The organism is Tranquillimonas rosea (assembly GCF_900111315.1).
GTDB classification, from domain to species: Bacteria; Pseudomonadota; Alphaproteobacteria; order Rhodobacterales; family Rhodobacteraceae; genus Tranquillimonas; species Tranquillimonas rosea.
Window position 1 is genome coordinate 1 of record NZ_FOGU01000009.1, and the last position, 13403, is coordinate 13403.

A 13403-nucleotide genomic window follows, 5' to 3' on the forward strand; every position below is an offset into this window, starting at 1 on the left:
CTCGGCGACCTCGTCGACGATGTCGCGCGGGATCACCATGACGCCGTCGCCGTCTCCGACCAGGATGTCGCCCGGCCAGACGGCCACGTCGCCGCAGCCGATCGGCACGTTGATGTCCAGCGCCTGGTGCAGGGTCAGGTTCGTCGGGGCCGAGGGCCGCTCGTGATAGGCGTGGATGTCGAGCGCGGCGATCTCGGGGCTGTCGCGGAAGCCGCCATCCGTCACCACCCCTTCCAGCCCGCGCACCACCAGGCGGGTCACCAGGATCGCACCCGCCGAGGCGGCGCGGGAGTCCTTGCGGCTGTCGAACACCATGACGGCGCCCGACGGCGCCTCTTCGACGGCCTTGCGCTGGGGGTGCTCGGGGTCGCGGAAGACCGCGATCTCGTTCAGGTCCTCGCGGGCCGGGATGTAGCGCAGCGTGTAGGCCGGGCCGACCATGTTCTCGTCGCGCTGCCGCAGCGGGTGGACGTTCTGGATGAACTGGTTCCGGAGCCCGCGCTTGAACAGCAGCGTCGCCAGGGTCGCCGTGCTGACGCCTTTCAGCTTCTGCCTGGTGGATTCACTGAAGTCCTGGGTCGTCATGCTTGCCTCCCTGTCGCTGCGACACGGGTTGAAGCACTAATGCATTAGCGTTATCGGTGTAAAGACCGAATGACCCCTTCAGCCGCTGGGGCGGCGGCGCGTTCTACGCCATCCTCGTCTTGGCGCTGATCATGTACGCGCAATCGCTGGCGCATATCTCGGAGATCATCACCGGCCTGATCGGCACGGCGATCATCGGCGTCGCTCTTGTCTCGTCGCTCCGCTGGAACAGGCGGCTCGAGAGGAAATCGCGCCCACTCCGGGCACTGTCGCCAGTCGACGTGCCAGCGCGTCTTCGCCCTGCATTTCGCCGATCCGCGCGGTGACCTCTTCGATCCGAGCCTGTGTGTCGCGCAGCTGATCGGACAGCATATCCAGTGCCGGGAGCGCTGGATCGGGCATGTCGCAGGCGGCGTCGAGAAGGCGATCAACGTTGTGTATGCCTTTCGCCACGACGACCCCGAACTCGCCCAGGTGCGTGCGGATCGCGTTTACGATCTGCGTCCGCTGCCGGACCAGGAAGTCCCTTGCCTTGTGATCGAGCAGGGCCGCCTGCCGCTCCGCCGACTTCACCGGCACGAAGCGCATCGTCGGGCGTGTCACCGCTTCGCAAATGGCTTCGGCATCGCTCGTCGGCTTACGCGGCTGCACCGCAGCCACGGTCCTCCTCGCCATCGGTTTTACCCCGCTTCACGTAAGGCTCACATGAGGAGGATTGGATCAAGTGGGCTTCTTCAAATCATCGGTTCCGCTCCCCTGGCATTTCGGATCTCGGGTCCGGCCCTTGGTTGGAACGCGTGTCATGGACCAACGCGCTCAAGCTCACATACGGTCGCCGGTGATACCGACTGCACCATCATCCCGCATCCTGCGGTTGGGCCTCGAGAAGACGGGACCATTCTTAACTACGGCTGTTTTGGGCCATACCCTACGCCGGTCCGTCCACCCGGATCCGCCGAGGCTGATCATTCCCCGGTGGAACGTCGAAGTTCCTGAATTTCGAGCTCGGCTTCACACTGTCTTCATGGCCGCGCCCTCGATCACAACGCCGCTGGTCACGTATTTCCATAAGGCAACCAGCAGTTTCCTCGCCAGCGCGACAATCGTGACCTTCTTGGCACGTGATCCAAGCCGACGGACCCGGTTGTGGAACCACCGGGCGAGCGCAGATCCCGGTTGATGCCGCAGCCAAAGCCAAGCCATTTCCACGGCAATGGCACGCAGGCGGGGATTGCCTGCTTTTGAGACGCCCTGTTCGTGGTTGATCGTGCCGCTCTTCCAAGGTGTCGGTGCAAGCCCGGCATAGGCCGCGACCTGGCGCCTGTTCTGGAAGTTCCGGAACAGCCCCTCGGACCACAGGGCGCCGGCAAAGCCCGGGCCGATGCCCTTGAGGCCGAGCAACATGCGCACTGGGGTCGGCGTCGAACCGATGGTCTGCATCTCGGCAAGCAGTGCGTCGCGCTCCGACTTCACTGTCTCGATCTGACGGTTCAAGAGCTCGATGATGTCCAGCTCGCGCAAGACCAGCGCCTTGAGATGGTGTGGCAGGGGGCGCCCATCTCCGGTGCGCAGTTCCTCGAGCCGATCCCGGCGGTCCCTGTTGCGAGGCTCATAATCTCCAATGCCCTGCGCGAAAAGGACCCCCTTCACTCGATTCACGTGCCGGATGCGTTCTCCGATCAAGCTCTTCAGTTCCCGGCAAACGCGGCGACGATCTTCCTCTTCCGGGGTCGGCACATGCACCATTGCGCACACCCGGGGTTCGCCGCGCCTCCAGGCCATGAGAGTGCGAACGAGCGCTTCACCGTCGATGCGGTCCGTCTTGGCCCTGCGGTGTCGCCGAGAGACGGCAATTGATGCTGGGTCGACCACATGGCTCTCGATGCCGGCTGCAACCAGTGCGCGATGGATCCAGAACCCGTCCAGTCCAGCTTCCTGGATCATGACCACGGGTACAGTCACTCCGGCCCGAGTTCCTTGATCCGAGCCTTCTCGACGCTGGTCGGCCCGGCTTCCTTGCCCGCATCACGCTGCGCCTGCTTGTACCAGACCCGCAGGCTGTCGGGTGAGCATCCAAGCTTACTCGCGATGTCACGCACCGCCGCCGTCAGTGTCGCGTAGCTGTCGAAATGGTCGATGACCATCTATACCGCCCGTTCGCGGAACTCGGCCGGATACGGGCTCGTCGTGTTCTTCTTCCTGTCCATGAGAGAGCATCCTCTGAGAGTTATGCCCTCTGGGCAAGCCGGAGCGGTTCAATGCACGTGAATGATTCTGCTCAGCACTCTGCGACCGTCGACGCGCGCCACGCCTCGTGACCGGGGGAAGAACGGCCTCAACCGCTCCATCTGCGCCTCGCTCAGCCAGAAGTGCTCGCTCATACCGCCTCCAATCGAAGCAGCTTGAATCACGCAGTCACCAGTCTCTCAACTCGGTTTATGGGTCCTGACCCTAGTCCTGAGTCGGATGCTTGGCCATGGATTTGAGCGGCCCTTGAGCGCTTCGTGCCCGAGGCGCGGCTCGGCCAGGATCGCACGCTGTCGCGCACACAGTTCGGCCACGGCTTCCACGAGTTCGGGAATGTTCGACGCGTCGCCAAACGCGACAAGGCGGTGGAAAGCGCCGCCGTCTCATCGCCATGACGCAATACGCCCCTCCATCGGTAGTACCTTGGCTCACCCGCTTTTCATTATCAGGTTTTCAGATATAAATGCGGGAGCCAAACGGAGAAGTGCGTGGATCCCTCCATCCTGATCATAGACCCCGTGTCGGATATCGAGGTGCTCAAGGCTCTCGGGTCGCAAGCGCGTATCAGCATCCTGAACCTTCTGAAGGAACGGGATGGCGTGAACGTCAACGACATCGCCGCCGAGCTGGGGCTGCCGCAATCCTCGGTCTCGTCCAACATCCGGCTTCTCGAGGACGCGGGGCTGGTTCGGACGGTCGGTCGCAAGGCGCGGAAAGGAAACCAGAAAGTCTGTTACTGTGTCTATGACGAGTTCATCGTCTCGCTCGGGCGGGACGGCATGGACCGGGGGGACACGGATGTCACCGTCGCCATGCCGTTGGGCCTCTACACCAGCTGCGAGGTCAACGGTCCTTGCGGTATCTGTTCGACCGAGGGGGTAATCGGGCTGCTGGATGTACCCGACACCTTCCTCGATCCGGACCGGATGAAGGCGGCGCTGCTGTGGTTCACCAGCGGCTACGTCGAGTATCAGTTTCCCAACAACGCCAAGCTTCGCGGCTCGGAACTCGATGCAATCGAGATCTCGATGGAAGTAAGCTCGGAAGTTCCCGGAACGAACGCCGACTGGCCCTCGGACATCACGCTCTCGGTCAACGGCACCGAGCTGGGTACATGGACGTCGCCGGGAGATTTCGGCGATAAAAGAGGGGTTTACACCCCATCCTGGTGGAAGCTCAGCGGGTCGCAGTACGGCATGCTCAAGAGCTGGACGGTCAACGGCACGGGCACGTTCGTGGACGGGATGAAGATCTCCGGAATCACGCTCGCCGATCTGGACGTGGATTCGCATCGCTCGATTCGACTCAAGGTTGAAGTGAAGCGCGAAGCGCGCCATCCGGGCGGCGTCAATATCTTCGGCCGCGGTTTCGGAAACTACGACCAGGATATCGTGATGAGATTCCACACGAAATTCTGAGGGTGCCCGGCTGTGACCGCCGCCGATGCGGCGGCGCGGCGCAGGTCAACTGTTGACCGGATCACGTCAGTCTGCATTCTTATCGGTAAATATGATGTGTATCGAGGATAGGGGTACGCATCGCTTGCTACCGAGGGAGGCAACATGAAGGCGCGCGTCGCTGTACATCGGGATTTCACGATTGGTGAGATCGATCCGCGGCTCTATTCGGCATTCATCGAACACATGGGCCGGGCGATCTACGGCGGCATCTACGAGCCGGACCACCCGCAGGCGGATGATCAGGGCTTCCGCAAGGACGTCATGGCGCTGGTGCGGGACCTCCAGGTCCCCGCTATCCGCTATCCAGGGGGAAATTTCGTCTCGGCCTACAACTGGGAGGACGGGATCGGCCCGAAGGAGGACCGGCCCGTTCGGCTCGACCTGGCATGGCGCTCCAAGGAGACGAACCAGGTGGGCATCAACGAGTTCGCCCACTGGGCCGATCAGGCCGGTATCGAGATGATGCTGGCGGTCAACCTCGGCTCCCGCGGGCTGGAGGATGCGCGGAACTTCCTCGAATACGTGAATCACCCCGAGGGCTCCGCTTGGTCGGACCTGCGCCGCAGCCATGGCGTCGAGAGCCCCTACGACGTGAAGATGTGGTGCCTGGGTAACGAGATGGACGGCCCCTGGCAGATCGGCCACAAGGTCGCGACCGAATACGGGCGGCTCGCCAACGAGACCGCCAAGGCCTTCAAGGGCTTCGACAAGAGCATCGAGGCGGTGGTCTGCGGCTCGTCCAACGACCAGATGCCGACCTATCCCGAGTGGGAGCGCGAGGTGCTGGAGGAGTGCTACGAGAACGTCGACTACATCTCGCTGCACAAGTACTTCGGCAACAACTCCAAGAACACGCTCAACTACTTTGCCAAGATCGAGGAGACCGGTCGCTACATCCAGGCGATCGGCGGCGTGATCGACTTCGTGAAGGCGAAGAAGCGGGCGAAGAACGACGTCTACATCTGCTTCGACGAGTGGAACGTCTGGTACCACGAGCGCGAGGAGGACTCGAAGCGCATCAGCCAATGGGACTGGCCCGAGGCGCCGCATCTGCTCGAGGAAAGCTACAACTTCGAGGACGCGCTGTTCATCGGTGGCCTGCTGAACGAATTCATCCGACGCAGTGACCGCGTTCGCATCGCCTGTATCGCGCAGCTCGTGAACGTCATCGCGCCGATCCGGGCAGAACCCGGCGGACCGGCGTGGCGGCAGACGATCTACTACCCCTACCAGATGGCCTCGCTCTATGGCCGGGGCACGGCGCTGAACATCGCCGTCGACGCGCCGACCTATGACTGCGCGGTCGCTCACGACGTGAGCTATCTCGACGTGGCGGGCGTCCATGACGCGGAGACGGGCACGGTCACGCTCTTCATCCTCAACCGTCACACCGAGGAGACGGCCGATCTCGATGTGGGGCTGCACGGCTTCGCCGGGGCCAAGCTGGTCGAGCATCACGTGATGGAGGGACACGATCTGACCACCACCAACGGACCCGACACCCCCGACCGGGTGGCCCCGGTGCCGGGGCAGGGGGTCGGCGTGGAGGACGGCGCGCTAAAGGGCCGGCTCGCGCCGCTCTCCTACCACGTGGTCCGTCTGGCCGTGAGCTGAGGGGCAGAGATGAGCGTTCGCCTCACCGACGTCCGCAAGAGTTTTGGAGGCCTCGATGTCATCCACGGGGTCTCCATGGAGATCCCGCAGGGCGGCTTCGGCGTCTTCGTCGGCCCCTCCGGCTGCGGCAAGTCAACACTTCTGCGCATGATCGCCGGTCTCGAACAGACCGACGGCGGCAAGATCGAGATCGAGGGCCGCGACGTCACCGCGGTGGAGCCGGCAGACCGCGAGGTGGCCATGGTGTTTCAGAGCTACGCGCTCTACCCGCACCTCTCGGTCTACGACAACATGGCCTTCAGCCTGAAGCTCGCTCGCGCGCCCAAGGCCAAGACCCGCGAGATGGTGCATGAGGCCGCGCGCATCCTTCAGCTCGAGGAGCAGCTCGACAAGAAACCCGCGCAGCTCTCGGGCGGCCAGCGCCAGCGTGTCGCCATCGGCCGCGCCATCGTGCGGCAGCCCAAGGTGTTCCTGTTCGACGAGCCGCTGTCGAACCTCGATGCGGAACTGAGGGTGCAGATGCGGCTGGAGCTCACACGTCTGCACAGGCAGCTCGGCACCACGATGATCTACGTGACGCACGACCAGGTGGAGGCCATGACACTAGCCGACCGCATCTTCGTGCTGCGCAGCGGCGAGGTGCAGCAGGCCGGGGCGCCGCTGGAGCTGTACGACAATCCCGACAACCGGTTCGTCGGCGGCTTCATCGGATCGCCCTCGATGAACTTCCTGCCGGCGCGGGTCAGCGGGTCGGCGGATGGCATGATCACCTGCAGCCCCGAAGGCGGCGAGGGGGCGACGCAGCAGGTGCGGCTGTCCGGTGAATTGCCGGGAGAGGGGGCCGAGGTGCTTCTCGGCATCCGGCCCGAACATCTGCGGGTCGTCGAGGGCGGCCTGCGGGTGCGCGTCGAAGTCGCCGAGGAGCTCGGTGATGTCTCGTATCTCTACACGCGCATGCCGGACGGCCGCGAGATCATCGTCGAACGGCACCGCTCGCGCGAGAATCTGGACGGTGCGACCATCGGCATCGAGGCCGATCCCGCCGATGTCCTGGTCTTCGACGGTGACACGGGCCAGCGGATGCGCTGACGGCAGCTGAACGAAGCAACCACCGCCCGGGGAGGGGCGGCGTCAACTCTAGGGAGGAAGATAGATGAATACGATCAAGACTTTGCTGACCGGTACCGCCCTGTCGCTCTGCGCCCTTCCGGCGCTGGCGCAGCAGGAGGTGGTCTGGTGGGACTTCCTGGCCGGCGGCGACGGCGTCCGGATGAAGGCCCTGATCGAGCGCTTCAACGAGGAGCATCCCGACATCCAGATCACCGGCACCACGCTGGAATGGGGCGTGCCCTTCTACACCAAGGTGCGGACCTCGGCCGCCGTGGGGCAGGGCCCCGACGTGATGACCTACCACCTATCTCGCCTGCCGCTCGGGCTCGAGGAGGGCGTGCTCACCAAGATCACCGATGAGGATCTGGAGACCGCCGGCCTGTCGAAGGACGACTTCTACGACCGGGCGATCGACGCGGCGAGCGGGCCGGACGGCGACCTCTACGCAGTGCCCTTCGATATCCACTCCATCGTGCTCTACTACAACAAGAGCTTCCTTGAAGGGTCGCGCTTCCTCGACGACCAGGGCAACCTGACCGGCATCGAGAGCCTCGAGGACTTCGAGGAGGCCCTGGCGCTGGCGAAGGAGAACGGCTCGCAAGCTCCGGTGTCCTATGCCACCGGCGACGACGGCGGCACCTATCGCGTGTTCTTCACCCTGCTGCGCCAGCAGGACGGCGAACTGATCACGGACGGGGAACCCCTGGCCGGCGACAACCTTGAAAAGGCGGTCCGCGCCATCGAGATCATGACCAAGTGGACCGAAGAGGGCTGGCAGCCCGAGCAGGCCGAGTACGAGGCCTCAGTCGCGCTCTTCACCTCCGGCAAGTCGGCCTTCCACATGAACGGCGTCTGGGAAGTGCCCACGATGACCGACATGGCCGAGGAAGGCACGCTCGGCTTCGAGTGGGGCGCCGTGCAGGTGCCCACGCTGATGGACACCCAGACCACCTGGGCCGATTCCCACGCATTTGCCATTCCGGTCCAGGGCGACGAGGAAATGTCCGAAGAGAAACGCGACGCCGTGATGACCGTGATCGGCTGGATGGAAGAGAACGCCATCAGCTGGGCCGATGCCGGCCACATCCCGGCGTACCTGCCAGTGGCAGAGAGCGACGAGTTCCAGAGCATGGAGCCGAACGCGACCTACTCGTCGCTGGCCGACACGGCGAGCTACGATCCCCGGTCCGAGGTCGCGGGCGTGGCCTCTCCTGTCTATGACGCGGCGATCAACATCATCTCGCCCGCCATCCACGGCTATCTCGACCCGCAGCAGGCGGCAGAGCAGATCAAGTCCTCCCTCACCGACGTCATGGACTGATCGTCGGTGACCGCGCCCCCGGCTTTCCGGCCGGGGGCGCGGACCATTCCACGAGGAGGGATTCCCCTTGGCCATGCTCACCAACCGCCGGAAGAACTTCGTCGTCGCGATGAGCCTGATCGCACCATTCGTGCTGATCTTCGCGCTGGTATTCCTATATCCGACCATCCGCATGGTGCAGCTCAGCTTCACCGAAGGGCCGCTGATCGGGCAGGGGCAGTGGATCGGGCTGGAAAACTATCGCGAGCTGCTGACCGACAACCTCTTCTACACGTCGCTGAAGAACAACGGCTACTTCGTGCTGCTCACCGTGGTGCCGACCACCGTTCTCGCGCTGCTCATCGCACTTGCGGTCAACCGTCTCTCGGGGCGGCTGCAGGCGGTGATGCTGATGATCTTCTTCCTGCCCTACATCCTGCCTGTCTCGGTGGTCACGATGATCTGGGCCTGGATGCTCGACTTCCAGTTCGGGATCCTGCAGCCCGTCTTCGCCTTCTTCACCGGCAAGCCGGTCCCTGTCTTCAAGAACCCCAGCTGGGTCATGCCGATGGTCGCGGTGGTGACCATCTGGTGGACCAACGGCTTCAACGTGCTGCTGTTCATCGCGGGGCTGCGCAACATTCCGTCCGAGCTCTACGAGGCCTCGGCGCTGGATGGCGCCACCAAGCGGCAGCAGTTCTTCCGCGTGACCTGGCCGCTGCTCTGGCCCGTCACGACACTGGTGCTGACCCTGCAGCTGATCCTGCAGCTGAAGATCTTCGACCAGGTCTATCTGCTCAGCAACGGCGGCCCGTTCAACTCGTCCTACGTGCTGCTGCTGATGGTCTACCGCGAGGCCTTCCAGCTCAACCACGGCGGCTACGCCTCTGCCATCGCGCTGGTGCTCTTCCTCGTGATCGTGGTGGTCTCCGTCCTCCAGTTCCAGCTCCTGCGTGCGGGAGGTAAACGGCAATGACCACGACGCGACGCATCGAGAACCTGATCATGACTGGGCTGACCTGCCTCGGCGCGGCGATCTGGTTCTTTCCGATCTACTGGGCCTTCGTCACCTCGATCCGGTCCGAGGACCGGGTGGTCAGCGACGAGGCCGGCCTGATTCCGGACGAGTTCAACCTCGGGTCCTACATCGACGCGCTGTTCAACACGCAGATGCTGAACTGGTACCTGAACTCGATCGTTACCTCGGTGGTCATCACCGTTGTGGTGATCATCTCGGGGATGATGTGCGCCTACGCGATCTCTCAGCTGCGATTCGCGGGGCGGCGCCTTCTGTACGTGGTGGTGCTGGGCAGTTTCATGGTGCCGACCCAGGCGCTCGTGGTGACGCAGTTCATCCTCATGGACACGCTCGGGGCGATCAACACATGGACCGGGATCATCCTGCCGCAGCTGATCGTCCCGGTGGTGATCATCGTCTACAAGCAGTTCTTCGACGCCGTCCCCAAGGAGATGCGCGAGGCGGTCGTGCTGGATGGCGGAGGCGAGTATTCCCTGCTTTTCCGCATCTACCTGCCGCTCAACTGGGGGATCACCACGGCGCTCGCCATCGTGACGTTCATCATGTCGTGGAACCAGTTCTTCTGGCCCTTCCTCGTGGTCACCACCGAGGACATGATGACCATCCCGGTGGGCATCACCCAGGTGAACGATGCCTTCGGGGTGTTCTACGCCCGGCTCATGTCGGTCGCGCTGCTCGGCGCTGCTCCGGTGGCCATAGCGTACCTCATCTTCCAGAAGCGGGTGACCGAGGCCGTGATGATCTCTTCGGGTGTGAAGGGGTGAGCCGAACCTGAAAGGGGCGGCGGCGCCGGGCCGCGCCGCCGGACCCCCTCATGCGCCGAACGCAGCCGATGAGGCGCGCGGGGGCCGCACAAGAGCGGTGCACCGTGTCCCGCCAGGGTGCGGCGGACGCCCTTGCGGCGCCGCGAAGAGGTCTTGCTTTCGCCGGATCGCTTGAGGAAAAGGATGGGCAACCTTCCGCGCGCGGTGCTCGGCGGGATCCTGTCCACAAGACGCGAGATCGGCATGACACACGTTATCAGACTTCTGACACTCGTCCTGGCGCTGTCCGTTCCCGGTCTGGCCGCGGCACAGGTCGTTCTGACCGCCATTCACGAAGGCCCCGACGGCGCGGACGTCGAGACCGAGTACACCTTCGAAGAGCTCTCGGCCCTGCCGCAGACCGAGGTGACGACGGACAACGACTATGTCGAGGAGGTCACCACGTTCTCGGGCCCGCGCGTCACCGAGCTGTTCGAGGAAGGCGCGATCGAGGCCGGGGACGAGCTGGTCCTGACGGCGCTCAACGACTATTCCGTCACCGTTCCCGCTGCCGACGTTCTGGACTACGAGGTGATCCTCGCCATCCTGATGAACGGCGAGCGCATGTCGGTGCGCGAGAAGGGGCCGGTCTGGGTGATCTACCCGATGGACGACAACCCCGAGCTGCAAGAGGCGAGCTACAACGACCGTCTCATCTGGCAGCTCGCCAAGATCCGCCTGCAGTAACCGCCCGCCTCATCCCTCGGCCGGAAGCTCGGCCGAGCGGTTGGCCGCCCGTGCGGCCCTGTTGTGCGACTGCGCCATCGCCAGGCCCGCCGCGACGAGGGCAAAGCCCCACAGCATCTGACGCGTCACGATCTCGTCCAGGATGACCGCCCCGAACACCACGGCGAAGACCGGCGTGAGGTAGTTCGAGTAGGCCATGAAGGTGGGACCGGCGCTGCGGATGATGAGCACGCCCAGCATGTTCGACCCGCCGGTCGACAGCAGGGCGAGCAGAACGACCGCGGTCAGCGCCTGCGCGCCGGGCTGTCCGGGTGGGCCGGAGATCACGAAGGCGGCGGGAACGATGAGCGTCGCGCCGATCGACAGCATCACCGCGACTAGCCCGATCGGGTTCACCTCGGGCAGCCGCCGCACGATGATCGAGCTCGTCGCATAGCAGGCTGCTGCCGACAGACAGGCGAGCTTTCCCGCCAGGCTGCCGACCAGTGTCGGGCCGACCGCGCCGCTGGGATTGATCAGGATCACCACGCCCGAAAAGCCCAGCACCATGCCCGCCGCGCGGCGCACGCCCATGTCCTCGCCCGGCACGAAGAAATAGGCCAGCGGGCTGACGATGAGGGCGGTCGAGGCAAGCGCGACGCTGGCGAAGCCGGACGTCACGAACTGTTGCCCCCAGCTGATCAGCGAAAACGGAACGACGGTGCTGAGAAGGCTGATCGCCAGCAGCATGGTCCCGGTTCGGGGCCCAAGCGGGCTCTCGAACAGTCGTCCGCCCATCCGGCGCCAGATGACCAGCATGACGATGCCGGCCAGCGAGATCCGGATCGCCGCGACCCAGATCGGCGTCAGCCCCCGGAGCGCGATCTCGATCCCCAGGAACGTGACGCCTCCGATGACGCTTAGCAGCAGGAGAGCCGCCCAGTTCTTCACCGGCGCCATTTGCACACCCGCCCCCTTTCGACCATATGCATGGCTGTCCTGTAACTATTCGGATTGGGATCGTCCGCTTGCCTAGCCGACAAGCTGACTATTCCGCAACGTCCCTGGTTCAACATTAAGGTGCGCCCTCGCATCCTTACTCTCGCCATGATTGCGGGTATGGTTGGGATCGCGTGGACCTTGACGACCTTCGCCGGCGGCGAGGTGACGAAGCTTCGACTGACGAGGAGTCGCGCTTGAAACGAATGTACTTCCTTCGGATCGCCGTGACGGTGGGCGTATTCATCATCACGGCCATCACCGCGGTGAGCCTCGTCAACCTCACGGGCCTGGTGTCGGACATTCGCACGAGCGAGCGCAGCAAGCCCGCCTGGATCGTCAGCCGGGTGGAGTTCGATCTTCTGCGCTTCCAGCGGGCGCTGGCGGCGTACAGGATGGGCGAGTTGTCCGAGGAAGAGCTGTCCCTGCGTTTCGACATCCTCTGGAGCCGTCTGGACGTGGCAACCTCGGCCACCACCGGTGAGCTGCTGAGCGAGTTCGACATCGACCTTTCGCCGATCCAGCGGACGCTCGACACGTTGAAGCAGCAGGAGGACGACATTCTGTCGATCGGCGAGGCGAGCCCCGCGGAGCTGGACGAGACGATCGCCACCTTCAACGCGCTCGAGGAGCCGCTGCGCGATCTCACGCTCGAGACGCTGGAGGCGACGTCGCAGCAATCGCAGCGCTACCGGGAAAGGCTGCTGAACGTGGCGCAGAAATCCGCGCTTCTGACCGGCCTGCTGGTGGTCGTGCTGATGCTTTGCGTGGTTCTCGTCGGACTCGAGGCACGGCGGCACCGCCGGGTCTCGATGGAGACATTCAGGCTGCTGAAGGCCTCGCGCGCGGCGGCCGAGGCCAAGGCGCAGTTCATCTCGGTCGTCAATCACGAGCTGCGCACGCCGCTGACGTCGATCAAGGGGTCGCTGGGCCTGCTGCGCGGTGGCGCGGCCGGCGAGTTGCAACCCGATGCTCAGCGACTGATCGAAATGGCCTATACCAACTCGGAAAGCCTGTCCGCGCTGATCAACGACCTGCTCGAGATCGACCGGGCCGAGGCCGGGCAACTCGCGCTCAAGCGCGAGCGACTGGACGTCTCGGAACTGGTGCGCGACGCGATCGAGGCCAACGCCAATTACGCCGCGAAACAGGACATCACCATCCGCGAGGGCGGGCTCGAGCGGAACCTGCTGGCGAACGTGGACCGGCAGCGGCTGGGGCAGGTGCTTGCGAACCTGCTGTCGAACGCGGTGAAGTTCTCGGAACCGCACGGAGAGGTCACGGTGACGGCGACCCGCTCGGACGATGCGATCCGCATCGCGGTGCGGGACACGGGCATCGGCATCCCCGACGACAAGATGCAGGCGATCTTCGAGCGGTTTCACCAGGTGGACAGCTCGGCCCACCGCAAGCGCGGCGGCACCGGGCTGGGCCTGAGCATCACCAAGGCCATCGTCGAGCAGCACGGCGGTACGCTGGAAGTCACGAGCACGCTTGGCGTCGGCTCGACCTTCACGATCGTGCTGCCGTTTGCGCCGACGGTCGGCGTGGGTCAGTCGGGGCTGGCCGCGGCCGCCTGA

Annotated in this window: 12 protein-coding genes and 3 pseudogenes; 9 read left to right on the forward strand and 6 right to left on the reverse strand. The window is 64.4% G+C overall.

The features are described 5' to 3' along the window. On the reverse strand, positions 1-585 hold a 585-nt coding region (locus BMZ25_RS14640), incomplete at its 3' end, for a ribonuclease activity regulator RraA (protein ID WP_092694912.1). Between the two features lie 131 nt (positions 586-716). Between BMZ25_RS14640 and BMZ25_RS21175 the strand changes: the two are divergent. Beyond that, positions 717-761 (forward strand): annotated as a pseudogene (locus BMZ25_RS21175) (hypothetical protein); the annotation flags it as partial. Between the two features lie 16 nt (positions 762-777). Here BMZ25_RS21175 and BMZ25_RS21180 read toward each other — a convergent pair. From BMZ25_RS21180 to BMZ25_RS20525, 4 genes and pseudogenes are all read right to left on the reverse strand, one after another. Continuing rightward, on the reverse strand, positions 778-1245 hold the full coding sequence (locus tag BMZ25_RS21180; RefSeq protein WP_235859897.1) for a hypothetical protein: 468 nt from the start codon (positions 1243-1245) through the stop codon (positions 778-780). 351 nt (positions 1246-1596) lie between these two features. Next, positions 1597-2556: pseudogene (locus tag BMZ25_RS14650) on the reverse strand (IS110 family RNA-guided transposase); the annotation flags it as partial. After that, the gene (locus BMZ25_RS14655) at positions 2544-2729 is read right to left on the reverse strand and encodes a hypothetical protein (RefSeq protein WP_092694916.1); all 186 of its coding nucleotides are present in this window, start codon (positions 2727-2729) and stop codon (positions 2544-2546) included. The gene BMZ25_RS14655 and the pseudogene BMZ25_RS14650, both read right to left, overlap by 13 nt. A gap of 114 nt (positions 2730-2843) precedes the next feature. Beyond that, positions 2844-2966: pseudogene (locus BMZ25_RS20525) on the reverse strand (IS5/IS1182 family transposase); the annotation flags it as partial. Between the two features lie 354 nt (positions 2967-3320). On the opposite strand from BMZ25_RS20525, the gene BMZ25_RS14660 reads away from it, so the two are divergent. From BMZ25_RS14660 to BMZ25_RS14690, 7 genes are all read left to right on the forward strand, one after another. Then, positions 3321-4250: an ArsR/SmtB family transcription factor gene (locus BMZ25_RS14660; RefSeq protein ID WP_092694917.1), complete on the forward strand. Its 930-nt coding sequence runs from the start codon at positions 3321-3323 to the stop codon at positions 4248-4250. 144 nt (positions 4251-4394) lie between these two features. After that, the gene (gene arfA, locus BMZ25_RS14665) at positions 4395-5906 is read left to right on the forward strand and encodes an arabinosylfuranosidase ArfA (protein WP_092694919.1); all 1512 of its coding nucleotides are present in this window, start codon (positions 4395-4397) and stop codon (positions 5904-5906) included. A gap of 9 nt (positions 5907-5915) precedes the next feature. Next, positions 5916-6995, forward strand: coding sequence for an ABC transporter ATP-binding protein (locus tag BMZ25_RS14670; RefSeq protein WP_092694921.1), 1080 nt, complete (start codon positions 5916-5918; stop codon positions 6993-6995). A 64-nt stretch (positions 6996-7059) separates the two neighbouring features. Beyond that, positions 7060-8337, forward strand: coding sequence for an extracellular solute-binding protein (locus BMZ25_RS14675; protein WP_092694923.1), 1278 nt, complete (start codon positions 7060-7062; stop codon positions 8335-8337). 73 nt (positions 8338-8410) lie between these two features. Next, a complete protein-coding gene (locus tag BMZ25_RS14680) occupies positions 8411-9292 on the forward strand; it encodes a carbohydrate ABC transporter permease (protein ID WP_092694925.1) in 882 nt (293 codons plus the stop codon). After that, positions 9289-10119, forward strand: a complete 831-nt coding sequence (locus BMZ25_RS14685) for a carbohydrate ABC transporter permease (RefSeq protein ID WP_092694927.1) — start codon at positions 9289-9291, stop codon at positions 10117-10119. The genes BMZ25_RS14680 and BMZ25_RS14685 overlap by 4 nt, the downstream gene beginning before the upstream one ends. 243 nt (positions 10120-10362) lie before the next feature. Then, positions 10363-10845: a putative pterin-binding protein gene (locus BMZ25_RS14690; protein ID WP_092695250.1), complete on the forward strand. Its 483-nt coding sequence runs from the start codon at positions 10363-10365 to the stop codon at positions 10843-10845. A gap of 9 nt (positions 10846-10854) precedes the next feature. Here BMZ25_RS14690 and BMZ25_RS14695 read toward each other — a convergent pair whose 3' ends face one another. Then, on the reverse strand, positions 10855-11784 hold the full coding sequence (locus tag BMZ25_RS14695) for a DMT family transporter (RefSeq protein ID WP_092694929.1): 930 nt from the start codon (positions 11782-11784) through the stop codon (positions 10855-10857). A gap of 245 nt (positions 11785-12029) precedes the next feature. Between BMZ25_RS14695 and BMZ25_RS14700 the strand changes: the two genes are divergently transcribed. Beyond that, positions 12030-13403: a sensor histidine kinase gene (locus BMZ25_RS14700; protein ID WP_092694931.1), complete on the forward strand. Its 1374-nt coding sequence runs from the start codon at positions 12030-12032 to the stop codon at positions 13401-13403.

Bases quoted from the DNA above. Each gene is read 5' to 3' on its own strand.
- BMZ25_RS14670 (WP_092694921.1), top strand. From the start codon at position 5,916: ATGAGCGTTCGCCTCACCGACGTCCGCAAGAGTTTTGGAGGCCTCGAT.
- BMZ25_RS14690 (WP_092695250.1), top strand. From the start codon at position 10,363: ATGACACACGTTATCAGACTTCTGACACTCGTCCTGGCGCTGTCCGTT.
- BMZ25_RS14680 (WP_092694925.1), top strand. From the start codon at position 8,411: ATGCTCACCAACCGCCGGAAGAACTTCGTCGTCGCGATGAGCCTGATC.
- BMZ25_RS14655 (WP_092694916.1), bottom strand. From the start codon at position 2,729: ATGGTCATCGACCATTTCGACAGCTACGCGACACTGACGGCGGCGGTG.
- BMZ25_RS14685 (WP_092694927.1), top strand. From the start codon at position 9,289: ATGACCACGACGCGACGCATCGAGAACCTGATCATGACTGGGCTGACC.
- BMZ25_RS14700 (WP_092694931.1), top strand. From the start codon at position 12,030: ATGTACTTCCTTCGGATCGCCGTGACGGTGGGCGTATTCATCATCACG.
- BMZ25_RS14695 (WP_092694929.1), bottom strand. From the start codon at position 11,784: ATGGCGCCGGTGAAGAACTGGGCGGCTCTCCTGCTGCTAAGCGTCATC.
- arfA (WP_092694919.1), top strand. From the start codon at position 4,395: ATGAAGGCGCGCGTCGCTGTACATCGGGATTTCACGATTGGTGAGATC.
- BMZ25_RS14675 (WP_092694923.1), top strand. From the start codon at position 7,060: ATGAATACGATCAAGACTTTGCTGACCGGTACCGCCCTGTCGCTCTGC.